The organism is Pseudomonas sp. R9.37, from assembly GCF_963878885.1.
Classification (GTDB): domain Bacteria; phylum Pseudomonadota; class Gammaproteobacteria; order Pseudomonadales; family Pseudomonadaceae; genus Aquipseudomonas.
The window spans coordinates 640,457-663,813 of sequence record NZ_CAWNZA010000011.1 but is presented as its reverse complement, the minus strand read 5'-3'; the positions used below and the strand labels follow the sequence as shown (position 1 = coordinate 663,813).

General features: G+C 56.9%; 23 protein-coding genes. 18 read left to right on the top strand and 5 right to left on the bottom strand.

The features are described from left to right. Positions 1–16: 16 nt before the first annotated feature. Both dnaN and dnaA read right to left on the bottom strand, forming a co-directional pair. Positions 17–1,120, bottom strand: a complete 1,104-nt coding sequence (gene dnaN, locus AACU78_RS09675; protein ID WP_083355987.1) for a DNA polymerase III subunit beta — start codon at positions 1,118–1,120, stop codon at positions 17–19. A gap of 38 nt (positions 1,121–1,158) precedes the next feature. Then, a complete protein-coding gene (gene dnaA, locus AACU78_RS09670; protein WP_106575974.1) occupies positions 1,159–2,679 on the bottom strand; it encodes a chromosomal replication initiator protein DnaA in 1,521 nt (506 codons plus the stop codon). A gap of 585 nt (positions 2,680–3,264) precedes the next feature. Here dnaA and rpmH point away from each other — a divergent pair. The 5 genes from rpmH to mnmE all read left to right on the top strand — a co-directional run bounded on the left by rpmH (position 3,265) and on the right by mnmE (position 7,193). Then, the gene (gene rpmH, locus AACU78_RS09665; RefSeq protein ID WP_003213577.1) at positions 3,265–3,399 is read left to right on the top strand and encodes a 50S ribosomal protein L34; all 135 of its coding nucleotides are present in this window, start codon (positions 3,265–3,267) and stop codon (positions 3,397–3,399) included. A gap of 16 nt (positions 3,400–3,415) precedes the next feature. Beyond that, complete coding sequence (gene rnpA, locus AACU78_RS09660) at positions 3,416–3,820, top strand: ribonuclease P protein component (RefSeq protein ID WP_197629997.1); 405 nt, start codon at positions 3,416–3,418, stop codon at positions 3,818–3,820. After that, the gene (yidD, locus tag AACU78_RS09655) at positions 3,813–4,058 is read left to right on the top strand and encodes a membrane protein insertion efficiency factor YidD (RefSeq protein ID WP_073636650.1); all 246 of its coding nucleotides are present in this window, start codon (positions 3,813–3,815) and stop codon (positions 4,056–4,058) included. The genes rnpA and yidD overlap by 8 nt, the downstream gene beginning before the upstream one ends. A gap of 2 nt (positions 4,059–4,060) precedes the next feature. After that, the gene (yidC, locus tag AACU78_RS09650) at positions 4,061–5,743 is read left to right on the top strand and encodes a membrane protein insertase YidC (protein ID WP_106575972.1); all 1,683 of its coding nucleotides are present in this window, start codon (positions 4,061–4,063) and stop codon (positions 5,741–5,743) included. A 79-nt stretch (positions 5,744–5,822) separates the two neighbouring features. Beyond that, positions 5,823–7,193: a tRNA uridine-5-carboxymethylaminomethyl(34) synthesis GTPase MnmE gene (gene mnmE, locus AACU78_RS09645; protein WP_106575971.1), complete on the top strand. Its 1,371-nt coding sequence runs from the start codon at positions 5,823–5,825 to the stop codon at positions 7,191–7,193. A gap of 87 nt (positions 7,194–7,280) precedes the next feature. On the opposite strand, the gene AACU78_RS09640 is transcribed toward mnmE, so the two are convergent. The 3 genes from AACU78_RS09640 to AACU78_RS09630 form a co-directional block, all read right to left on the bottom strand. After that, on the bottom strand, positions 7,281–9,716 hold the full coding sequence (locus tag AACU78_RS09640; protein WP_106575970.1) for a TonB-dependent siderophore receptor: 2,436 nt from the start codon (positions 9,714–9,716) through the stop codon (positions 7,281–7,283). A gap of 92 nt (positions 9,717–9,808) precedes the next feature. Next, the gene (locus AACU78_RS09635; RefSeq protein ID WP_106575969.1) at positions 9,809–10,753 is read right to left on the bottom strand and encodes a FecR domain-containing protein; all 945 of its coding nucleotides are present in this window, start codon (positions 10,751–10,753) and stop codon (positions 9,809–9,811) included. Continuing rightward, complete coding sequence (locus AACU78_RS09630) at positions 10,753–11,256, bottom strand: sigma-70 family RNA polymerase sigma factor (RefSeq protein ID WP_106575968.1); 504 nt, start codon at positions 11,254–11,256, stop codon at positions 10,753–10,755. Before AACU78_RS09630 ends, AACU78_RS09635 begins: the two co-directional genes overlap by 1 nt. Before the next feature lie 553 nt (positions 11,257–11,809). On the opposite strand from AACU78_RS09630, the gene mnmG reads away from it, so the two are divergent. The 13 genes from mnmG to AACU78_RS09565 all read left to right on the top strand — a co-directional run bounded on the left by mnmG (position 11,810) and on the right by AACU78_RS09565 (position 23,295). Beyond that, entirely contained in the window at positions 11,810–13,702 is a 1,893-nt protein-coding gene (gene mnmG, locus AACU78_RS09625; protein WP_106576078.1) for a tRNA uridine-5-carboxymethylaminomethyl(34) synthesis enzyme MnmG, read from the top strand. Continuing rightward, entirely contained in the window at positions 13,699–14,343 is a 645-nt protein-coding gene (gene rsmG, locus AACU78_RS09620) for a 16S rRNA (guanine(527)-N(7))-methyltransferase RsmG (protein ID WP_106575967.1), read from the top strand. The genes mnmG and rsmG overlap by 4 nt, the downstream gene beginning before the upstream one ends. 18 nt (positions 14,344–14,361) lie before the next feature. Beyond that, on the top strand, positions 14,362–15,159 hold the full coding sequence (locus AACU78_RS09615; protein ID WP_017477894.1) for a ParA family protein: 798 nt from the start codon (positions 14,362–14,364) through the stop codon (positions 15,157–15,159). Between the two features lie 9 nt (positions 15,160–15,168). After that, on the top strand, positions 15,169–16,041 hold the full coding sequence (locus AACU78_RS09610; RefSeq protein WP_094949087.1) for a ParB/RepB/Spo0J family partition protein: 873 nt from the start codon (positions 15,169–15,171) through the stop codon (positions 16,039–16,041). Positions 16,042–16,189: 148 nt separating this feature from the next. Continuing rightward, on the top strand, positions 16,190–16,597 hold the full coding sequence (locus tag AACU78_RS09605; RefSeq protein ID WP_010565865.1) for a F0F1 ATP synthase subunit I: 408 nt from the start codon (positions 16,190–16,192) through the stop codon (positions 16,595–16,597). A gap of 16 nt (positions 16,598–16,613) precedes the next feature. Further along, positions 16,614–17,483, top strand: coding sequence for a F0F1 ATP synthase subunit A (atpB, locus tag AACU78_RS09600; protein WP_017848936.1), 870 nt, complete (start codon positions 16,614–16,616; stop codon positions 17,481–17,483). 134 nt (positions 17,484–17,617) lie between these two features. Beyond that, a complete protein-coding gene (gene atpE / locus AACU78_RS09595; protein ID WP_002555987.1) occupies positions 17,618–17,875 on the top strand; it encodes a F0F1 ATP synthase subunit C in 258 nt (85 codons plus the stop codon). Positions 17,876–17,933: 58 nt separating this feature from the next. Next, positions 17,934–18,404, top strand: coding sequence for a F0F1 ATP synthase subunit B (locus AACU78_RS09590; protein WP_016970692.1), 471 nt, complete (start codon positions 17,934–17,936; stop codon positions 18,402–18,404). A 12-nt stretch (positions 18,405–18,416) separates the two neighbouring features. After that, a complete protein-coding gene (locus AACU78_RS09585; protein WP_106575966.1) occupies positions 18,417–18,953 on the top strand; it encodes a F0F1 ATP synthase subunit delta in 537 nt (178 codons plus the stop codon). Between the two features lie 21 nt (positions 18,954–18,974). Beyond that, positions 18,975–20,519, top strand: coding sequence for a F0F1 ATP synthase subunit alpha (gene atpA / locus AACU78_RS09580; RefSeq protein ID WP_017135120.1), 1,545 nt, complete (start codon positions 18,975–18,977; stop codon positions 20,517–20,519). Between the two features lie 50 nt (positions 20,520–20,569). Then, positions 20,570–21,430 (top strand): F0F1 ATP synthase subunit gamma, encoded by an 861-nt coding sequence (gene atpG, locus AACU78_RS09575; protein WP_003233565.1) that lies wholly within the window; start codon positions 20,570–20,572, stop codon positions 21,428–21,430. A gap of 27 nt (positions 21,431–21,457) precedes the next feature. After that, entirely contained in the window at positions 21,458–22,834 is a 1,377-nt protein-coding gene (atpD, locus tag AACU78_RS09570) for a F0F1 ATP synthase subunit beta (protein WP_017135118.1), read from the top strand. A gap of 44 nt (positions 22,835–22,878) precedes the next feature. Beyond that, on the top strand, positions 22,879–23,295 hold the full coding sequence (locus AACU78_RS09565; protein ID WP_003177061.1) for a F0F1 ATP synthase subunit epsilon: 417 nt from the start codon (positions 22,879–22,881) through the stop codon (positions 23,293–23,295). Positions 23,296–23,357 lie beyond the last annotated feature (62 nt).

Genomic DNA, 23,357 nt, shown 5'->3' with positions numbered 1-23,357 from the left:
CTTCTGCTGAGCATGATTACAGGCGCATCGGCATAACTACGTAAGCCGAGTCGTCGTTATCAGATTCTTGCACCAGGGCGCTGCTGTTGGAGTCGGACAGAATCAGGCGAACCTGTTCGGTGGTCATCACGCCCAGCACGTCCAACAAATAGCTCACGTTGAAGCCGATCTCCAGCGAGCCGCCGTTGTAATCAACGCCTACTTCTTCTTCCGCTTCTTCCTGCTCGGGGTTATTCGCCTGGATTTTCAGCTGACCATTGGCCAGTTGCAGACGGATACCGCGGTACTTTTCGTTCGACAGAATCGCGGTACGGCTGAACGCTTCCCGCAAGGCCTGACGATCGCCGATCACCAGCTTGTCGCCACCTTTAGGCAGCACGCGCTCGTAATCCGGGAACTTGCCGTCGACCAACTTGGAGGTGAAGGTGAATTCGCTGGTAGTGGCGCGAATATGGTGCTGGCCCAGAACGATGCTGACGTTGCCGTCCGGCTCGGTGAGCAGACGCGCCAACTCGAGGATACCTTTACGCGGGACAATAACTTGGTGGCGATCTGGCTGACCAATATCAGCGCGCATCGAGCACATCGCCAGACGGTGACCGTCTGTGGCCACGGCGCGGATGATGCCTTCAGAGACTTCCAGCAACATACCGTTGAGGTAGTAGCGCACGTCCTGCTGGGCCATGGCGAAGCTGGTGCGCTCGATCAAACGGCGCAGTTTGCTTTGTTCCAGGCTGCAAGTCAGCGAGCCCGGACCTTCTTCGACGGTCGGGAAGTCATTGGCTGGCAAGGTGGACAGCGTAAAGCGACTGCGGCCGGCCTTGACCACCAACTTCTGCTCATCGACCTTGATGTCGATCAGCGCTTCGTTTGGCAAGCTTTTGCAGATGTCCATCAGCTTGCGCGCAGGTACGGTGATCTCGCCCGGCTCTGCAGGCTCTTCCAGCTGTACGCGACCAACCAGCTCGACCTCAAGGTCGGTACCGGTCAAAGACAATTGCTGGCCTTCGACAACCAGCAATACGTTGGAAAGCACCGGCAAGGTCTGTCGGCGCTCGACGACGCCTGCGACCAGTTGCAGGGGTTTCAACAGGGCTTCGCGTTGAATGGTGAAATGCATGGTCTAGTCCCTTGCCTTAATAAGCTGCGCTGGTGTCATCACGTAGTCAGTGTTCGCAGCAGGTTCTTGTAGTCCTCGCGAATATCCGCGTCGGATTCCTTAAGTTCGTTGATCTTGCGGCACGCGTGCAAGACCGTGGTGTGGTCGCGACCGCCAAACACATCACCGATTTCCGGCAGGCTGTGGTTGGTCAGCTCTTTGGAGAGCGCCATCGCCACCTGACGTGGACGTGCCACCGAGCGCGAACGGCGCTTGGACAACAGGTCGGAAATCTTGATTTTGTAGTACTCAGCCACCGTGCGCTGGATGTTATCCACACTCACCAGCTTATCTTGCAGGGCCAGCAAGTCTTTGAGGGATTCGCGGATCAACTCGATGGTGATATCGCGGCCCATGAAGTGCGAGTGAGCAATGACCCGCTTGAGCGCGCCTTCGAGCTCACGCACGTTGGAACGAATGCGTTGAGCAATGAAGAAAGCCGCATCGTGTGGCAGATCAACTTTCGCCTGGTCTGCCTTTTTCATCAGGATCGCGACGCGGGTTTCCAGCTCCGGCGGTTCTACCGCAACGGTCAAGCCCCAGCCGAAGCGCGACTTCAAACGTTCTTCCAGGCCTTCGATTTCCTTCGGGTAACGGTCGCTGGTCAAGATGACCTGCTGACCGCCCTCGAGCAAGGCGTTGAAGGTGTGGAAAAACTCTTCCTGAGAACGTTCCTTACGGGCGAAAAATTGAATGTCATCGATCAGCAACGCATCAACCGAGCGGTAGAACCGCTTGAACTCGTTGATTGCGTTGAGCTGCAAGGCCTTGACCATATCAGCGACGAAGCGCTCCGAGTGCAGGTACACAACCTTGGCATTCGGGTTCTTCTTTAATAGGTGATTACCCACAGCGTGCATCAAGTGGGTTTTACCCAAGCCGACGCCACCATAAAGGAAGAGCGGGTTGTAACCATGCTTGGGGTTGTCGGCGACCTGCCAGGCGGCCGCGCGGGCCAACTGGTTGGATTTACCTTCGACGAAGTTTTCAAAGGTGAACGTACGGTTCAGGTAGCTGGTGTGCTTGAGCGCACCCTCTACCTGCACGGTGCGCTGTTCGGAGCGTACCGGTGCTTGCTGCGAGCTGGCACCGGCCATTGGGTCGAAGCTGTCGCGGGACGGTTCTTCATTTATAGGCGCGTTTTTCTGCGCCGATGATTTGGAAGGCGTCTGGGCGACGGGTGCTGGCGAGTTATTAACAGGCGCGGCTGCGGCCTGAGCCTGCGAGGCGCTCGCTGCCAACGGTGCATTCGGCGCGGCACGCGGGGCAGAGCTACGTTTGCTACCTATTAATAGGGAGAGTACGGGCGCGAGGCCATTGCCGTGTTCATCGAGCAATTCGAGAACGCGGCTCAGGTACTTCTCATTAACCCAATCGAGAACAAAACGATTCGGCGCGTAGACGCGCAACTCGTCGCCTTCGGCTTCGACCTGTAGCGGACGGATCCAGGTGTTGAATTGCTGGGCAGGCAGCTCTTCGCGCAAAAGCTCCACGCACTGCTGCCAAAGTTCCACTGACACGGATATCCCCTAAGTTGAAAGCCGGTGAGGCAAAAACAGCCGCCATTGTAGCGGCCAGCCGCCCACTTATCCACATGTAGGTTGCTCACAGAGCACCCAAAATCAATGCGTTAAGCGCAAAAAAGCCGACCAATGGTCTGTGCATAAGCTCTGTGGATAAGCGCACCTAAGCTCGTTGTACAAGTGGGGTCGAAAGTCTGTGGGTAACTGGCCTGTGGATAACAACCCATTCCACGCACAGGTTATCCGACAGCGCAGCACAGGCAGAGCACCGTTTCTCCCCCTAGTTGTCATTCTCTGTACATCAGGTGGAATATGGGCTCAGAGCAGTTATCCACAGAGGATCGCTTCCCTAGCTTTTATAAGCTTTACAGAAAAGCTTTAAATAACTTCCTTCTTTATTTTTATATCTATGGCATTGCTCGTGGAAGCCGGGCGAGCCGAAAAAGCCCAATTGCCTGCAGAGATCTAATTAAAGGAAAAGCTGGTTGGAAATTGACCTAGAGGCTTGCTTTCTCTAGAATCGCCGGTCTCTTAAAACGGGGGCCATTCCGGCCCGTTGTGGACGAACCAGGTAACAACGCCATGAAACGTACTTTCCAACCAAGCACCATCAAACGCGCCCGTACTCACGGCTTCCGTGCTCGCATGGCCACCAAGAACGGCCGTGCTGTCCTGTCGCGTCGCCGCGCCAAAGGTCGTGCGCGTCTGGCAGTTTGATAATCCGGTACTGGTGGTGAGTCAGGACTTCAGTCGGGAAAAGCGTCTGCTAACCCCCCGGCATTTCAAGGCAGTCTTTGACTCCCCCACCGGCAAGGTTCCGGGGAAAAATCTCCTGCTCCTTGCGCGTAACAACGATCTGGATCACCCCCGCCTCGGGTTGGTGATCGGCAAGAAGAGCGTAAAGCTCTCCGTTGAGCGCAATCGCCTCAAGCGTCTGATGCGCGAATCGTTTCGCCTCCACCAGGAAACTCTGGTTGGTTGGGATATTGTTATCGTCGCGCGCAAAGGCTTGGGGGACGTAGAAAACCCCGAATTGATTCAGCATTTCGGCAAGCTCTGGAAACGTTTGGCGCGTACCAACAAGCCAGCACCAGCAGTCAGCACCGAAACTGTAGGGGTAGACAGCACCAATGCGTAAACTGGCCCTCGTTCCGATCCAGTTTTACCGTTATGCCATTAGTCCTCTGATGGCCGACCACTGTCGTTTCTACCCCAGTTGTTCCTGCTACGCGTTAGAGGCCATAGAAAATCATGGTCTTCTGCGCGGTGGCTGGCTGGCCTTTCGTCGTTTAGGCCGCTGTCATCCGTGGAATCCCGGTGGTTTTGACCCGGTTCCACCTATCCCTACCTCCCGTTCTTCTTCGATGGCCGAGTAATCATGGATATTAAACGCACGATCCTGATCGTCGCCCTGGCAATCGTGTCCTACGTCATGGTTCTTAAGTGGAACCAGGACTACGGCCAGGCTGCCCTGCCGACTCAGAATGTTGCTGCCAATCAGGCTGCGCCGGCTATTCCGGACACCCCGTTGGGTAACAATGCGTCCGCGAGTGCCGATGTTCCCAGCGCGAATGGCGAGACAAGCGCCCCTCTAGAAACGCCAGTGGTCACCAACAAAGACCTCATCCACGTGAAAACGGATGTGCTCGACCTGGCTATCGACCCACAAGGTGGTGATATCGCGCAGTTGAAACTGCCGCTGTATCCACGTCGTCAAGACCATCCAGATGTGCCGTTCCAACTGTTCGACAACGGTGGTGAACGCACTTATCTGGCACAAAGCGGCCTGACCGGCACTGACGGTCCGGATGCTCGTGCTACCGGTCGTCCGGTTTATTCGACCGAACAGAAGACTTATCAACTGGCTGACGGCCAGAACCAGTTGAACGTTGACCTGAAATTCAGTCAAGACGGCGTCAACTACATCAAGCGTTTCAGCTTTACCCGCGGTTTGTACGATCTGAAAGTCACTTATCTGATCGACAACGAAAGCGCCAAGCCATGGAGCGGCAACCTGTTTGCCCAGCTCAAGCGTGACAACAGCGCCGATCCATCTTCCAGCACTGCCACCGGCACCGCGACTTACCTGGGCGCTGCCCTGTGGACAAGTAGCGAGCCGTACAAAAAAGTGTCGATGAAAGATATCGACAAGGGCGCGTTGAAAGAAACTGTACAAGGCGGCTGGGTTGCCTGGTTGCAACACTACTTCGTGACCGCATGGATCCCGAACAAGGGTGAAGCCAACCTGGTTCAAACCCGCAAAGACAGCCAAGGTAACTACATCATTGGTTTTACTGGCCCGGCGTTGACCGTCGCACCAGGTGCCAAGGCTGAAACCAGCGCCACGCTGTACGCCGGCCCGAAAAGCCAGGCTGTGCTGAAAGAGTTGTCCCCAGGTCTGGAACTGACTGTGGATTACGGGATTCTGTGGTTCATTGCCCAGCCAATTTTCTGGCTGCTGCAACATATCCACAGCATCGTCGGTAACTGGGGTTTCTCGATCATCTTGCTGACCATGCTGATCAAGGGGATCTTCTTCCCTCTGTCGGCCGCCAGCTACAAGTCGATGGCACGTATGCGTGCCGTGGCCCCGAAACTGGCCGCGCTGAAAGAGCAACATGGCGATGACCGGCAGAAAATGTCGCAAGCCATGATGGAGCTGTACAAGAAAGAGAAGATCAACCCGCTGGGTGGATGCTTGCCGATTCTGGTGCAGATGCCGGTATTCCTGTCGCTTTACTGGGTACTCCTGGAAAGCGTGGAAATGCGCCAGGCTCCGTTCATGCTGTGGATAACTGACCTGTCGATCAAAGACCCGTTCTTTATCCTGCCGATCATCATGGGCGCGACCATGTTCATCCAACAGCGCTTGAACCCGACTCCGCCGGATCCGATGCAGGCCAAAGTGATGAAAATGATGCCAATCATCTTCACCTTCTTCTTCCTGTGGTTCCCTGCTGGTCTGGTGCTGTACTGGGTCGTCAACAACTGCCTGTCGATCTCTCAACAGTGGTACATCACACGTAAAATCGAAGCGGCTACCAAAAAAGCTGCGGCGTAATTTACTCTGTGGATAACCACTCAAGACGCCCCCTAGTGGGGCGTTTTGCTTTCCGTCACTTTTGTTCTGGAACCTGCTGATGAGCGCTCCTCGTGAAACCATCGCTGCTGTCGCTACCGCTCAAGGTCGCGGCGGCGTCGGTATCGTTCGAATTTCCGGGCCGCTCGCCGGTTATGCGGCCCAGGCCATCAGCGGCCGCGAGTTGAAACCGCGCTACGCCCACTACGGCCCTTTTCTGGACGCCGATGCAACCGTACTGGATGAAGGCCTGGCGCTGTATTTTCCCGGCCCCAACTCGTTCACCGGCGAAGATGTGCTTGAATTGCAGGGGCACGGTGGTCCAGTCGTGCTGGATATGCTGCTGCAGCGCTGCCTGCAATTGGGTTGCCGCCTGGCGCGTCCGGGGGAGTTCAGCGAACGGGCTTTCCTCAATGACAAACTTGATTTGGCCCAGGCTGAAGCCATTGCCGATTTGATCGAGGCGAGTTCTGCACAGGCCGCGCGCAATGCATTGCGCTCATTGCAGGGCGCTTTTTCGCTGCGTGTGCATAACCTGACCGAGCAATTGATCAGCTTGCGTATCTACGTCGAGGCAGCAATTGATTTTCCGGAAGAAGAAATCGACTTCCTCGCCGATGGGCATGTCCTGGCCATGCTCGACAAAGTCCGCGATGAGTTATCCACAGTGCTGCGCGAAGCCGGGCAGGGGGCTCTACTGCGCGATGGCATGACCGTGGTGATCGCTGGACGGCCGAATGCCGGCAAGTCGAGCCTGCTCAATGCCCTGGCAGGTCGCGAGGCGGCCATTGTTACCGAGATCGCCGGCACCACCCGGGATATCTTGCGCGAACATATCCACATTGATGGCATGCCCTTGCACGTGGTCGACACCGCAGGTTTGCGCGACACCGACGACCAGGTCGAAAAGATTGGTGTAGAGCGCGCACTCAAGGCCATCGGCGAAGCGGATCGAGTGCTGCTGGTGGTGGATGCCACCGCGCCAGAGGCTGTGGATCCTTTTGCCTTGTGGCCGGAATTTCTCGAGCAACGGCCAGACCCGGCCAAGGTCACCTTGATTCGCAACAAGGCCGACCTGACCGGCGAGGCTATTGCCATGGAAACCAGCGAGGATGGCCATGTCACCATCAGCCTGAGTGCGAAGTCGGCCGGCGATGGCCTGGAGCTGCTGCGCGACCACCTCAAAGCCTGCATGGGCTATGAGCAAACCTCGGAAAGCAGCTTCAGTGCACGTCGCAGGCATCTGGAGGCGTTGCGCCATGCCAGCGCGGCGCTGGAGCACGGTCGGGCGCAGCTTACCTTGGCGGGGGCAGGGGAGCTGCTGGCTGAGGATTTACGTCAGGCACAGCAGCTGCTGGGCGAGATCACTGGCGCATTCAGTTCGGATGATCTACTGGGACGGATTTTTTCCAGTTTCTGCATCGGCAAATAGCCCGTTATCCACATATCCCATGGGAACCGGCTTGCCGGCAACAATGCCCTGAAGAACGCCTGAGTTCTTCAGGGCTACTGTGCGCCTTTACCAGTTATAGGAAACCGTCCCAAGCAGTGTCCGACTGTCGCCCCAGTAGCAGCGGCCTGCGTCGTTGCAACCGGATACATATTCCTTGTCGAACAGATTCTTTGCGTTCAGATCCACCGACCAGTGTTTGTCGAGCTGATAACCAATCGCGGCATCCACCAACGTCACGCTTCCGGCATCCAATTTCCCGTACAGCGTCGGCGCTGTGTAGGCAAAAGTGCTATCGAAGTAGCGCACCCCGCCACCCAGGGACAAGCCCTTGAGCTGGCCATCCAGAAAGCGGTACTTGCCCCACACCGACGCCTGGTTACGTGGCACCCCGGTCATCTGACGCCCTTCGACCAGTGAAGTCGCGGAATCCTTGGTAATCCTTGCATCGGTATAGGTGTAGGCCGCGGTGACGTTCAAGTTCGGCGTAAGGTTGCTGTTGATTTCCACCTCCGCACCTTTGGCGCGGCTTTCGCCCACTTGGCGATAGCTGTTGGTGGTGGCATCGAGGTAGGTGTCATCCTGCTTGCGCAGGTCATACACCGACAGCGTCATGGCGGTGTCCCAGCCAATCGGCTCGTACTTCACCCCCACTTCGTACTGGCTGCTGGTGATCGGCTTTAGCGGCGAACCCGCGTTGGAAATCTGCTGCACCGGGACGAAGGCGGTGGAATAGCTGACATACGGCGTCAGGCCGTTGTCGAACTGGTACATCACTCCACCCTGATACGTGAACTTCTCGTCGTCGGAGCCTGTGTTGCTGGCTTTGTTCACCTTGTCGCGAAAATCACTGTCGACCCAATCCTGGCGACCGCCGAGCAGGAACAGCCAGTGGTCGTATTTGCTTTGGACCTGTGCATAAACGCCTTTCATCTGCTGTTCGAGCAGGGTGTTCTGTACCGCGATTGGGGTGAGCGGGTCACGCAGGTAGACCGGGTTATACACATTGATGGTGCCGGCGAAGCCCGCATCCCAGTCCTGATTGAACGAGGTGCGGTCGTAGCTGGCGCCAACCAGCAGGGTATTTTCCAGGTCACCCACCTGAAATTTGCCTTCGAGCTGGTTATCCAGGGAATACACCATCGACTTGTTGTAGCGGTCGTAGGCGGTCATGTTCAGCTGGGTGCCAAAGCCGCGATTGTTCAGCGCGCCGGGCCAGGTTTCATGACGGTTGATGCGCGACTGCATGTAGCGCGAGTTCTGTCGGAACTGCCAATCGTCATTGAAACTGTGGCTGAACTCGTAACCGGCGCTCCAGGCTTCGCGTTCGAACGTGTTCCAGTCCGGGTCGCCCAGCATGGTGTGTTTGGACAGCTTGCCGTTAGGGTTTGTCAGTAAAGTGCCGGCGGCGGGCAGGCCCAGTTCCAGATTGGTGTGGTCCTTCTGATAGTTGGTCAGCAGCGTCAGCGTGTTGTAGTCATCAAAGTTCAAGGTCAGGGATGGCGCGATGTACAGGCGATCATCGGGCACGTGGTCGGTCTGAGTGTCGGATTTTCGACCCAACATGACCACGCGGCCCAGGACGTTGTCACTGTCATTGAGTGGCCCCGAGATATCCACACCCAGCTGGCGCCGATTGTTGGAGCCGTAACCCAGTTGCACTTCGCCTTGGGGCGTGGCGGTGGGGTGTTTGCTGACCAGGTTGACCAACCCGCCGGGCGCGTTTTCCCCATAGAGCAGTGAAGAAGGGCCGCGGAAAACCTCTACGCGCTCCAGGCCATAGGGTTCACTGGTGGTGTCATACCGATTGCCCTGCACACGTAGGCCATCGCGCAACAGGCCGTAGCCATAATCCGTGGCGTTGAAACCACGAATGAAAAACAGGTCGCCCGCAAGGCTATCGCCGGCGGCGAACGGTGGCGCGAAGATCCCCGGCACATACCCCAGCACCTCCGTCAGCGTCTGCGACTTCTGGTCCTTGATGCGTTGGCCTGTGACCACCGATACCGAGCGCGGGGTTTCCGACAGTGCCGTGCTGGTTTTGGTACCGACGCGGCTGTTTTGCGCCTTATAGCCAACATCACCGGCAATGTCCTGATTGAAACCGGCCTGTTGATAAGTGTTGACGGTGGTGGGGGCGAGGGTCAATGGCCCATCTTGCGAGGCCTGAAGTACATAGCTTCCGGGCGCCTGCGTTACAGCTTGTAACCCCGAGTTTTGCAGCAATAGCGCAAAGCCTTGATCCACCGAATAGTCACCTTCCAGGCCCGGCGTATTCAAGCGCGCAGTCTGCTGGGGTGAGAAGGACAGGATCACGTTGGCCTTGGCGGCAAATTGGCTTAACGCTGCATCGAGGGGCCCCGCGGCAATGGTGTAATGCGTGGCACTGGCTGCCAGGGCGCCTGTGGACAAAAAGGCACCGGCGGTGGCGGCCGAGGACAGCAGTAAACCGTAGGTCATGCCGTGGTAACAGAGTTGCTGGCGGAGTTTGGTGGGAAGGCGCATAGGTAGATAAGCCCTGAAGGTAGCGTCGTGATTACCTGTAGGGCCGGGCCAGGTAAAAAAAAGATAACCCCCCTGTGGATTATTTTTTGCGCTCAAGCAACGCGCGTCACCGAAACCCAATAGCGGGTGAAATATTTCACCTGGATCGGCAGCGTAGCTTGCAGGTTAGCCAGTACTGCATCGGTAGCGTCGAGGCGGAACGTGCCCGAAACTCGCAGGTGCGCAGAGGCGGGATCGCACTGCAGAACACCTGAGCGATAGCGTGCCAGGTCGTCGATTAGATCCCCAAGTCGCGCATCCAGGACGATCACTTGGCCATCGACCCAAGCCGCTTGGGTTCGGCGATAGGCGTGGTTGGGGCCGACATTCTCCCGGTCGAAGTCAACGCTTTCGCCGGCCGCCAGCAGCCGAGTGCGATCAGGTTGGTCGGCAGGCGAGACGCTCACCCGGTCTTCCAGTACCCCAACTCGCGTCGAATCCGCCAGTTGGCGCACGGTAAACCAGGTTCCCAATGCCTGAACTCGGCCCTGGCGGGTTTCAACATAAAAGGGCGTCTGCCCACCCTGCTTTCCGGTGTGGATAAGCACTTCGCCTTCGCGCAGGCGGATCAAACGCTGGCGCCCGTCAAACACCACATCAATGGCGGTGCCGGTATTGAGGTCTATTTGAGTGCCATCGGCCAGTTCGATCCGGCGCCGTTCGCCGATGCGCGTGCGGTAGTCCGCCCACACGTTGCCCAGGGAAGGCGCGTGTTGAACATTCCAGCCCAGGTAGCCGGTGCCGCCGAGCACCAGCATCCACTTGAGTACCTGCCGTCGTTGCTGCGTGGCCGATAAGGCGCGACGGGTAAGATCCTGGGGCAGGGTACCCAGGCTGCGTTGCAGCTGTTCCATCTGTTTCCACGCGGCCAAGTGTGCCGGGTCGTCATTGAGCCATTGTTGCCAGGCACAGTGTTCAGCAGGCGTTGGCGGCTGTGACTGAAACTGCACATACCAAGTGGCAGCGGCTTCGAAGACCTTTCGATCCGGGGCAACCATTACAGGCTGGCCATGATCAGTGAACACTCGGTAAGCGCGCGGATCATGTGTTTCTTCACAGTGGTCAGGGACACCTGCAACTGGTCGGCGATCTGTTGATAAGTCAGGCCTTCGATCTGCGACAGCATGAAAATGCGCCGGGCCCGATCGCCCAGATCAGCCAGAGCTTTATCCACAGCTACCAGCGTTTCAATGATGATGGCCTTGTCTTCTTCACTGATGGCGACAGCTTCAGGGTGATCGGCCAGCGACTGTTGATAAGCGCGTTCAATCGCATGCCGGCGATAACGATCAATAACCAAGCCCTTGGCAATGGTTGCCAGGTAATCCCTGGGTTCGAGGATCTGCGCCGCATTGCGCCCGCCCAAAATACGCACGAAAGTATCGTGTGCCACATCGGCCGCATCGCAAGCGTTATGCAATTTACCGTTGAGCCATCCCTGCAGCCACGAATGGTGATGCTCATAGATGTGCTGGACTGCAGCCGTGTGTGAAGGTGGCATAGGGCGCGTTAAGGCAGGTTAATGATAATCGCTATTATTAACTGCGCCGTCTGTTTCTCACAATAGCTCTCTTTTTTCAGCATTCCTCACTGGGTTCAAAAAACGCGGTGGCTTCGCCGTGGGTGAAACACGCGATTTCTGTGGATTAAGCCCTGTGAATAACCGCCCCTGTGCCCAGTTGATAACAGGGCTTGAAACCTGAGTAAAAACCCCCTTGTGGATAACCACCTGTTTAATCCACAGGCTTAAAGCACTTATCCAATGGCCTCATTGCCACATGACCACAGACTTTTGAATCTCTGTACATAAAGTAAATCAAGGCCTGTAGAGATCTATCCACAGAAAGTAGGCTCAGTAGAAATAAACATAAAAACAAAGATCTTATAAATTTCTCTCTTTTAATTTCTATTGTCTGTGATTCATCCACAGCTGGTTAAATTTTGTGCAAAGGGTTCTTTAGGAAGGGCTAAGTCCCTATACTTGCCGCCAAAGCTCTAAAACTCTTTCAACAATCAATTCCTGATTACCTACATAAGCAGGCACGAGGTGCGTGGTGGATTTCCCTTCCCGTTTTGAAGTGATCGTCATCGGCGGCGGTCATGCCGGTACCGAGGCAGCACTGGCCTCAGCACGCATGGGCGTAAAAACCCTGTTGCTGACGCACAACGTGGAAACCCTAGGTGCCATGAGTTGCAACCCCGCCATTGGTGGGATCGGCAAAAGCCATCTGGTCAAGGAAATCGATGCCCTTGGCGGTGTGATGGCCATGGCTACCGACAAAGGTGGCATTCAATTTCGCGTGCTCAACAGCCGCAAAGGCCCAGCCGTTCGGGCTACCCGGGCACAAGCTGACCGCATCCTCTACAAGGCCGCGGTACGTGAAACCCTGGAAAACCAGCCGAACCTGTGGATATTTCAGCAAGCAGCGGATGACCTGATCGTCGAACAAGACCAGGTACGCGGCGTTGTCACCCAAATGGGTCTGCGTTTCTTCGCAGAATCCGTGGTGTTGACCACCGGCACCTTCCTCGGCGGACTTATCCACATTGGCATGCAGAATTATTCGGGCGGTCGCGCCGGTGATCCGCCGTCGATTGCCCTGGCAAAACGCCTGCGTGAATTGCCGTTGCGTGTCGGCCGCTTGAAAACCGGGACCCCGCCGCGTATCGACGGGCGTTCTGTGGATTTCTCGGTGATGACCGAACAAGCCGGCGATACACCAATCCCGGTGATGTCGTTCATGGGCTCCAAGGAACAGCACCCGAAACAGGTCAGTTGCTGGATTACCCACACCAACGCCCGCACCCACGAAATCATTGCCGCGAACCTCGACCGTTCGCCGATGTATTCAGGTGTGATCGAAGGCATTGGCCCGCGTTATTGCCCTTCGATTGAAGACAAGATTCACCGCTTTGCCGACAAGGAAAGCCACCAGGTCTTTATCGAGCCAGAAGGCTTGACCACTCACGAGCTGTACCCGAACGGGATTTCCACGTCGTTGCCGTTCGACGTGCAAATCCAGATCGTGCAATCGATTCGCGGCATGGAAAACGCACACATCGTGCGTCCGGGCTACGCCATCGAGTACGACTACTTCGACCCGCGTGACCTGAAATACAGCCTCGAAACCAAAGTGATCGGCGGCCTGTTCTTCGCCGGGCAAATCAACGGCACCACCGGTTACGAAGAAGCCGGCGCCCAAGGCTTGCTGGCCGGAACCAACGCGGCACTGCGTGCACAAGGCAAAGACAGCTGGTGCCCGCGCCGCGACGAGGCGTACATCGGTGTGTTGGTCGACGACCTGATTACTCTCGGGACTCAGGAACCGTACCGGATGTTTACGTCCCGGGCCGAATATCGCCTGATCCTGCGCGAAGACAACGCCGACCTGCGCCTGACCGAAAAAGGTCGCGAACTGGGTTTGGTCGACGACGCACGCTGGGCCGCCTTCTGCAAAAAACGCGAAAGCATCACGCTGGAAGAGCAGCGCCTGAAAAGTACCTGGGTTCGCCCCGGCACCGAGCAAGGCGACGCGATTGCCGAAAAATTCGGCACGCCGCTGACCCACGAATACAACTTGCTGAACCTGCTGTCCCGTCCGGAAATCGACTACGCTGGCCTGGTCGAAGTGACCGGTCACGGTGCCGAAGACCCACAGGTCGCCGAGCAGGTTGAAATCAAGACCAAATACGCCGGTTACATTGACCGCCAACAGGACGAGATCGCTCGCTTGCGCGCCAGTGAAGACACCAGGCTGCCTGTGGACATCGACTACACCGGGATTTCCGGGCTGTCGAAAGAAATCCAAAGCAAGCTGGGGATAACTCGTCCGGAAACACTTGGCCAGGCTTCACGCATCCCTGGCGTCACGCCGGCAGCCATTTCGCTGTTGATGATTCATTTGAAAAAACGCGGCGCGGGCCGTCAGTTGGAGCAAAGCGCTTGAGTTCGTTGGTCACCTCGCAACACGCCGAAGAGTTATCCACAGGTGCACGCCAGTTGGGCGTGGACCTGACCGATGCACAGCACGACTTGCTGTTGGGCTATCTGGCCCTGTTGATCAAATGGAACAAGGCTTACAACCTCACAGCGGTGCGCGACCCGGACGAAATGGTCTCGCGTCACCTGCTCGACAGCCTGAGCGTGATGCCGTTTATCGAAAACGGCCGTTGGTTGGACGTTGGCAGTGGCGGCGGCATGCCTGGCATTCCGCTGGCCATCCTGTTTCCAGAGTCACGAGTGACGTGCCTGGACAGCAACGGCAAGAAAACCCGCTTCCTGACCCAGGTCAAACTCGAACTCAAGCTGGATAACCTGAATGTTATCCACAGTCGCGTCGAAGCCTTCGTGACTGAACAGCCTTTCAACGGGATTGTTTCCCGGGCATTCAGCAGCATGGAGAACTTCAGCAACTGGACCCGCCACTTAGGCGACCGCGACACCCGTTGGCTGGCAATGAAGGGCGTTCATCCAAGCGACGAGCTGTTAGCATTGCCGGCAGACTTCCACCTCGATAGCGAACACGCCTTGGCCGTACCCGGTTGCCAAGGCCAACGCCATCTGCTGATACTGCGCCGCACGGCATGATTGGGAACACAAGCAAGAATGGCTAAGGTATTCGCGATAGCGAACCAGAAAGGTGGCGTGGGCAAAACCACCACCTGCATCAACCTCGCAGCATCCCTGGTCGCTACCAAGCGCCGGGTGCTGTTGATCGATCTCGATCCACAGGGCAACGCCACCATGGGTAGCGGTGTGGATAAACACGGCCTGGAAAACTCGGTCTACGACTTGCTGATTGGCGAGTGTGACCTGGCCCAGGCCATGCACTATTCCGAGCACGGTGGTTACCAACTGCTGCCGGCCAACCGCGATTTGACCGCGGCCGAAGTGGTGCTGCTGGAAATGCAGATGAAAGAAAGCCGTCTGCGCAGCGCCCTGGCGCCGATCCGCGAGAACTACGATTACATTTTGATCGACTGCCCACCGTCGCTGTCGATGCTGACGTTGAACGCCTTGGTGGCAGCCGATGGGGTGATTATCCCCATGCAGTGCGAGTACTTCGCACTCGAAGGCTTGAGTGACCTTGTGGATAACATCAAGCGTATTGCCGAGTTGCTTAACCCGAACCTGCAAATCGAAGGCCTGTTGCGGACCATGTACGATCCGCGCCTGAGCCTGATGAATGATGTGTCGGCGCAGCTCAAAGAGCACTTTGGCGATCAGCTTTACGACACGGTGATCCCACGTAACATCCGTTTGGCCGAAGCGCCAAGCTATGGCATGCCCGCGCTGGCGTACGACAAGTCATCCCGCGGTGCCATTGCCTACCTGGCACTGGCCGGCGAGATGGTTCGCCGTCAACGCCGCAACTCACGCACCGCTGCAGCCCAGCCAACTTAAGGAATCCCCATGGCCGTCAAGAAACGAGGTCTCGGACGTGGACTGGATGCACTGCTGAGTGGTCCGACTGTCACTTCGCTTGAAGAACAAGCGGTGCAGGCCGACGAGCGCGAGCTGCAGCACCTGCCGCTGGACCTGATCCAGCGCGGCAAATACCAGCCGCGCCGGGACATGGATCCCCAGGCGCTGGAGGAACTGGCCAATTCGATCAAAGCCCAAGGCGTGATGCAGCCGATCGTGGTGCGCCCGATTGGCGGCGGTCGCTTTGAAATCATCGCGGGTGAACGCCGCTGGCGCGCCAGCCAACAGGCGGGCAAGGACACCATCCCGGCGATGGTGCGCGATGTGCCGGACGAAACTGCGATCGCCATGGCGTTGATCGAAAACATCCAGCGTGAAGACCTCAACCCCATCGAGGAAGCCATCGCCCTGCAGCGCTTGCAACAGGAATTCAAACTGACGCAGCAGGAAGTCGCGGATGCGGTGGGCAAGTCCCGTGTGACCGTGTCCAACTTGTTGCGCCTGATCGCGCTGCCGGAAGTCATCAAGACCATGCTGTCCCACGGCGACCTGGAAATGGGTCACGCCCGTGCTTTGCTCGGTTTGCCGGAAAATCAACAGGTTGAAGGGGCGCGACACGTTGTCGCACGCGGCCTCACCGTTCGTCAGACTGAGGCGTTGGTTCGCCAGTGGCTCAGCGGTAAACCTGCACCGGTCGAAACGGCCAAACCTGATCCGGATATTGCGCGCCTCGAGCAGCGCCTGGCCGAGCGGCTGGGCTCTGCGGTGCAAATCCGGCATGGCAAGAAAGGCAAAGGGCAATTGGTCATCGGGTATAACTCACTCGATGAGCTTCAGGGCGTCCTTGCCCACATCCGCTGAAACATTTGCTTATGTAGCGCGCGATCGGAAAACACTACCCGACAGTTGAATAGGGGCTGAACCGCCCCTATACTCTGCGCGCATTTTGTCGGCACAAATTATGCCAAGTTATTGATTCTCGGCAGCCGACCATTGAGGAGCAAGAGTGATGGAAACCCGCACGCCAAACACGTTGCCGTTCCATCGCTTGGCCGTTTTCCCGGTTTTATTGGCTCAATTTGTCATTTTGCTGATCGCCGCATTGGCGCTTTGGTATTGGCATGGAGTCGTAGCCGGATATTCAGGACTCTGCGGAGGCCTGATAGCCTTGCTGCCCAATATGTATTTTGCTCACAGGGCCTTTCGGTTTTCCGGCGCCCGAGCAGCCCAGGCTATCGTCCGGTCTTTTTATGCCGGCGAAGCAGGGAAACTGATTTTGACGGCAGTGCTGTTTGCACTGACCTTTGCAGGTGTGAAGCCATTGGCGCCGCTGGCTGTATTCGGCGTCTTCGTGTTGACCCAACTGGTCAGCTGGTTCGCTCCCCTGCTAATGAAAACAAGACTTTCGAAACCTTAGGGCGTTTGAGGCAACCATGGCAGAAACAACCGCTTCGGGCTATATCCAGCACCACTTGCAGAACCTGACCTTCGGTCAGCTTCCCAACGGCGGCTGGGGCTTCGCCCACACCGCAGCAGAAGCCAAAGAAATGGGCTTCTGGGCATTCCACCTGGATACTCTGGGTTGGTCTGTCGCATTGGGTCTGATCTTCGTCCTGATTTTCCGCATGGCGGCAAAGAAGGCGACTTCCGGTCAGCCGGGTGCTTTGCAGAACTTCGTTGAAGTATTGGTCGAATTCGTCGATGGCAGCGTGAAAGACAGCTTCCATGGCCGTAGCCCGGTGATTGCACCGCTGGCACTGACCATTTTCGTCTGGGTGTTCCTGATGAACGCCGTCGACCTGATTCCGGTCGACTGGATTCCTCAGCTGGCCATCCTGATCACCGGCGATCACCACATTCCATTCCGTGCGGTTTCCACCACGGACCCTAACGCCACCCTGGGCATGGCCCTGTCGGTGTTTGCGTTGATCATTTTCTACAGCATCAAGGTCAAGGGCATTGGCGGCTTCATCGGCGAACTGACCCTGCACCCGTTCGGCAGCAAGAACATCTTTGTTCAAGCCCTGCTGATCCCGGTGAACTTCCTGCTGGAGTTCGTAACGCTGGTCGCCAAGCCGATCTCCCTGGCCCTGCGACTGTTCGGCAACATGTATGCCGGCGAGCTGGTGTTCATTCTGATCGCTGTGATGTTCGGCAGTGGTCTGCTCTGGCTTAGCGGCCTGGGCGTAGTTCTGCAGTGGGCGTGGGCTGTGTTCCACATCCTGATCATTACCCTGCAGGCCTTCATCTTCATGATGCTGACCATCGTCTACTTGTCGATGGCGCACGAAGAGAACCATTAAGACCAGTCTCGACTAGTCTGATGTCCTTCCCGGTAACACGGGAAGGTGGGCCCTACCGGGCTATGAAACGATTTGTTTTACCGCTTTAAAATCTAAAAAACCTAAACCATACGACGTAAAAGTCGGGAGGAAAGATGGAAACTGTAGTTGGTCTAACCGCTATCGCTGTTGCACTGTTGATCGGCCTGGGCGCCCTGGGTACTGCCATTGGTTTCGGCCTGCTGGGCGGCAAATTCCTGGAAGGCGCAGCGCGTCAGCCAGAAATGGTTCCAATGCTGCAAGTTAAAATGTTCATCGTCGCCGGCCTGCTCGACGCCGTGACCATGATCGGCGTTGGTATCGCTCTGTTCTTCACCTTCGCGAACCCTTTCGTTGGTCAACTCGCTGGCTAATCACTCGAATTTTTCGAGTTGATTGGGGTGATGGACAACGAATGAGCGAGGTGTTGGCGTGAACATTAATGCAACCCTGATTGGCCAATCCGTTGCGTTCTTCATTTTTGTAGTGTTTTGCATGAAGTTCGTGTGGCCTCCGGTCATCGCGGCTTTGCACGAACGTCAGAAGAAGATCGCAGACGGCTTGGACGCTGCCACCCGTGCAGCTCGCGACCTGGAGTTGGCCCAAGAGAAAGCGGGTCATCAACTGCGCGAAGCTAAAGCACAGGCAGCTGAAATCATTGAGCAAGCCAAGAAACGCGGTAACCAGATCGTCGAAGAGGCTGTTGATAAAGCCCGCGTCGAAGCTGACCGTGTGAAGGCTTCGGCTCATGCCGAGATCGAACAGGAACTGAACGGCGTCAAAGACGCGCTGCGTGCCCAACTGGGTGCTCTGGCGGTCGGCGGTGCTGAGAAGATCCTCGGTGCCACAATCGATCAAAACGCGCACGCGGAGCTGGTTAACAAACTGGCTGCTGAAATTTAAGCGAGGGCGATCATGGCAGAACTGACCACGTTGGCCCGACCTTACGCTAAGGCAGCCTTCGAGCACGCCCAGGCCCACCAGCAGCTGGCCTCTTGGTCAGCCATGCTCGGCCTGGCTGCAGCAGTGTCGCAAGACGACACCATGCAGCGCGTGCTCAAGGCCCCGCGCCTGACGAGCGCAGACAAGGCCGCCACTTTTATTGAAGTGTGCGGCGACAAGTTTGATGTGAAAGTGCAGAACTTCATCCACGTCGTTGCCGAAAACGACCGTCTCTCGCTATTGCCGGAGATCGCCGCTCTGTTCGACCTGTACAAGGCCGAAGCAGAGAAGTCGGTAGACGTTGAAGTGACCAGTGCTTTTGCATTGAACCAAGAACAGCAAGACAAACTCGCCAAGGTTCTCAGTGCACGACTCAATCGGGAAGTGCGCCTGCAAGCTTCGGAGGACGCATCCCTGATTGGGGGTGTTGTTATCCGTGCCGGCGACCTGGTTATCGATGGCTCGATTCGCGGCAAAATCGCGAAACTTGCCGAAGCATTGAAATCTTGAGTTTGAAGGGGCAGCAGAGCAATGCAGCAACTCAATCCTTCCGAAATAAGTGAAATTATCAAGGGCCGCATCGACAAGCTCGATGTGACCTCCCAAGCCCGTAACGAAGGCACTGTCGTCAGCGTATCTGACGGCATCGTGCGGATTCACGGTCTGGCCGACGTAATGTACGGCGAGATGATCGAGTTTCCGGGCGGCGTCTACGGTATGGCCCTCAACCTGGAGCAAGACTCCGTAGGTGCCGTTGTATTGGGCGCGTACACCAGTCTGGCTGAAGGCATGAGCGCCAAGTGCACAGGCCGCATCCTGGAAGTTCCGGTTGGTAAGGAACTGCTGGGTCGCGTAGTCGACGCACTGGGTAACCCTGTTGACGGTAAAGGTCCACTGGGCAACACCGAGACCGACGCGGTCGAGAAAGTTGCTCCAGGCGTGATCTGGCGTAAGTCGGTAGACCAGCCTGTACAGACTGGCTACAAGGCTGTCGATGCCATGATTCCGGTCGGCCGTGGCCAGCGTGAGCTGATCATCGGTGACCGTCAGATCGGTAAAACCGCTCTGGCGATCGACGCGATCATCAACCAGAAAGACAGCGGCATTTTCTGCGTCTACGTAGCCATTGGTCAGAAGCAATCGACCATCGCCAACGTGGTTCGCAAGCTGGAAGAAAACGGCGCCCTGGCCAACACGATCATCGTGGCTGCCAGTGCTTCGGAATCTCCTGCGCTGCAATTCCTGGCACCGTACTCCGGTTGCACCATGGGTGAATTCTTCCGCGACCGCGGTGAAGACGCGCTGATCGTTTATGACGATCTGTCCAAGCAAGCAGTGGCTTACCGCCAGATTTCCCTGCTGCTGCGCCGTCCACCAGGCCGTGAAGCTTACCCAGGCGACGTGTTCTATCTCCACTCCCGTCTGCTGGAGCGCGCATCCCGCGTATCCGAAGAGTACGTAGAGAAGTTCACCAACGGCGCAGTGACCGGCAAAACCGGTTCCCTGACCGCACTGCCGATCATCGAAACCCAGGCTGGCGACGTTTCCGCGTTCGTTCCGACCAACGTGATTTCCATCACTGACGGTCAGATCTTCCTGGAATCGGCCATGTTCAACTCCGGGATCCGTCCTGCTGTGAACGCCGGTGTTTCGGTATCCCGTGTGGGTGGTGCCGCTCAGACCAAGATCATCAAGAAGCTCTCCGGTGGTATCCGTACCGCTCTGGCTCAGTACCGTGAACTGGCGGCATTCGCCCAGTTCGCTTCTGACCTGGACGAGGCCACCCGTAAGCAACTTGAGCATGGTCAGCGCGTTACCGAGCTGATGAAGCAGAAGCAATACGCCCCAATGTCGATCGCTGACATGGCGTTGTCGCTGTATGCCGCTGAGCGTGGGTTCCTGACTGACGTCGAAATCACCAAGGTCGGCAGCTTTGAACAAGCGCTGATTGCTTACTTCAACCGCGATCACGCCGACTTGTTGGCCAAGATCAACGTGAAGGGTGACTTCAATGACGAAATCGACGCTGGCATGAAAGCCGGTATCGAGAAGTTCAAGGCCACCCAAACCTGGTAAGCCGCAGCGGGAGCCGCAAGGCTCCCGCTTGCTAACCTGATAGGTGTTACATGGCAGGCGCAAAAGAGATTCGCAGTAAGATTGCGAGCATCAAAAGCACGCAAAAGATTACCAGCGCCATGGAAAAAGTGGCGGTCAGCAAAATGCGCAAGGCACAAATGCGCATGGCTGCTAGCCGTCCTTATGCGGAGCGTATCCGCCAGGTAATTGGGCATTTGGCCAACGCCAACCCGGAATACCGCCACCCGTTCATGATCGACCGCGCCGTTAAGCGTGTTGGTTATGTGGTAGTGAGCAGTGACCGTGGTTTGTGCGGTGGTCTGAATACCAACCTGTTCAAGGCCCTGGTCAAGGACATGGCGGTAAACCGCGAAAACGGCGTCGAGATCGATCTGTGTGTTGTTGGTAGCAAGGGTGCGGCCTTTTTCCGTAACTTCGGCGGTAACGTCGTTGCAGCTATCAGCCACCTGGGTGAAGAGCCGTCGATCAATGATTTGATCGGCAGTGTGAAGGTGATGCTGGATGCGTACCTGGAAGGCCGGATTGACCGCCTGTCCGTGGTATCCAACAAGTTCATCAACACCATGACCCAGCAGCCAACCGTGGAGCAATTGATTCCACTGGTGGCGACTCCGGATCAGGAACTCAAGCACCACTGGGACTACCTCTACGAACCAGACGCCAAAGAGCTGCTTGACGGCTTGATGGTGCGCTACGTGGAGTCGCAGGTGTACCAGGCGGTGGTCGAGAACAACGCAGCTGAACAAGCGGCGCGGATGATCGCGATGAAAAACGCTACCGATAACGCCGGTGATCTGATCAGCGATTTGCAGCTGATCTACAACAAGGCGCGTCAGGCTGCGATCACCCAAGAGATCTCGGAAATCGTCGGCGGCGCTGCCGCGGTTTAACGGTTCAAATATTCAGAGGATCCAGCTATGAGTAGCGGACGTATCGTTCAAATCATCGGCGCCGTTATCGACGTGGAATTTCCACGCGACAGCGTACCGAGCATCTACAACGCGCTGAAAGTACAAGGCGCGGAAACTACTCTGGAAGTTCAGCAGCAGCTGGGCGACGGCGTAGTTCGTACCATTGCGATGGGTTCCACCGAAGGCTTGAAGCGCGGTCTGGACGTTGTCGACACTGGCGCAGCCATCTCCGTACCGGTCGGTAAAGCGACCCTGGGCCGGATCATGGACGTACTGGGCAACCCGATTGACGAAGCTGGTCCGATCGACACCGAAGAGCGCTGGGGCATTCACCGTCCAGCTCCTTCGTTCGCCGAGCAAGCTGGCGGCAACGATCTGCTGGAAACCGGCATCAAGGTTATCGACCTGGTTTGCCCGTTCGCCAAAGGCGGTAAAGTCGGTCTGTTCGGTGGTGCCGGTGTAGGCAAAACCGTAAACATGATGGAACTGATCCGTAACATCGCCATCGAGCACAGCGGTTATTCCGTGTTCGCCGGTGTGGGTGAGCGTACTCGTGAGGGTAACGACTTCTACCACGAGATGAAGGACTCCAACGTTCTGGACAAAGTGGCACTGGTTTACGGTCAGATGAACGAGCCGCCGGGAAACCGTCTGCGCGTAGCACTGACCGGCCTGACCATGGCCGAGAAGTTCCGTGACGAAGGTAACGACGTTCTGCTGTTCGTCGACAACATCTACCGTTACACCTTGGCCGGTACTGAAGTATCCGCACTGCTGGGCCGTATGCCTTCGGCAGTAGGTTACCAGCCGACCCTGGCTGAAGAGATGGGCGTTCTGCAAGAACGTATCACTTCGACCAAAGAAGGTTCGATCACCTCGATCCAAGCGGTATACGTACCTGCGGATGACTTGACTGACCCATCGCCTGCGACCACCTTCGCCCACTTGGACGCCACCGTCGTTCTGTCCCGTGACATCGCTTCCCTGGGTATCTACCCAGCGGTCGATCCACTCGACTCGACTTCGCGCCAGCTGGACCCGAACGTGATCGGCCAGGAGCACTACGACACCGCTCGCGGCGTTCAGTACGTGCTGCAGCGTTACAAAGAACTGAAGGACATCATTGCGATCCTGGGTATGGACGAGCTGTCGGAAGCCGACAAGCAGTTGGTAAACCGTGCTCGTAAGATCCAGCGCTTCTTGTCGCAGCCGTTCTTCGTGGCTGAAGTCTTCACCGGTGCTTCGGGTAAATACGTTTCCCTGAAAGACACCATTGCTGGCTTCAAAGGCATCCTCAACGGTGACTACGACCACCTGCCAGAACAAGCGTTCTACATGGTCGGCGGCATCGAAGAAGCGATCGAGAAAGCCAAGAAACTGTAATCCCGGCGCCCGGCAACGGGCGCTCATCAGGTTGAGGCAATCAGATGGCTATGACAGTCCATTGCGATATCGTCAGCGCGGAAGGGGAAATCTTCTCCGGTCTGGTAGAAATGGTGATTGCACACGGCGAACTCGGTGACCTGGGTATTGCCATGGGCCACGCGCCGTTGATCACCAGCTTGAAGCCAGGTCCGATCACTCTGACCAAGCAAGGCGGGGAAAAGGAGGTGTTCTACATCTCTGGTGGTTTCCTCGAGGTTCAGCCGAACATGGTCAAGGTACTTGCCGACACCGTGCAACGTGCTGGCGACCTGGATGAAGCCTCCGCTCAGGAAGCCGTCAAGGCTGCCGAGAAGGCCCTGAACGAAAAGGGCGCGGACTTCGACTACAGCGCTGCTGCTGTACGTCTGGCCGAGGCTGCAGCTCAGCTGCGCACGCTCCAGCAGATCCGCAAGAAGTAAGCGGCCCAGCCGTCATGCTTCATGTGCGATTGATTAAAAAGGGTAGCCTCGGCTACCCTTTT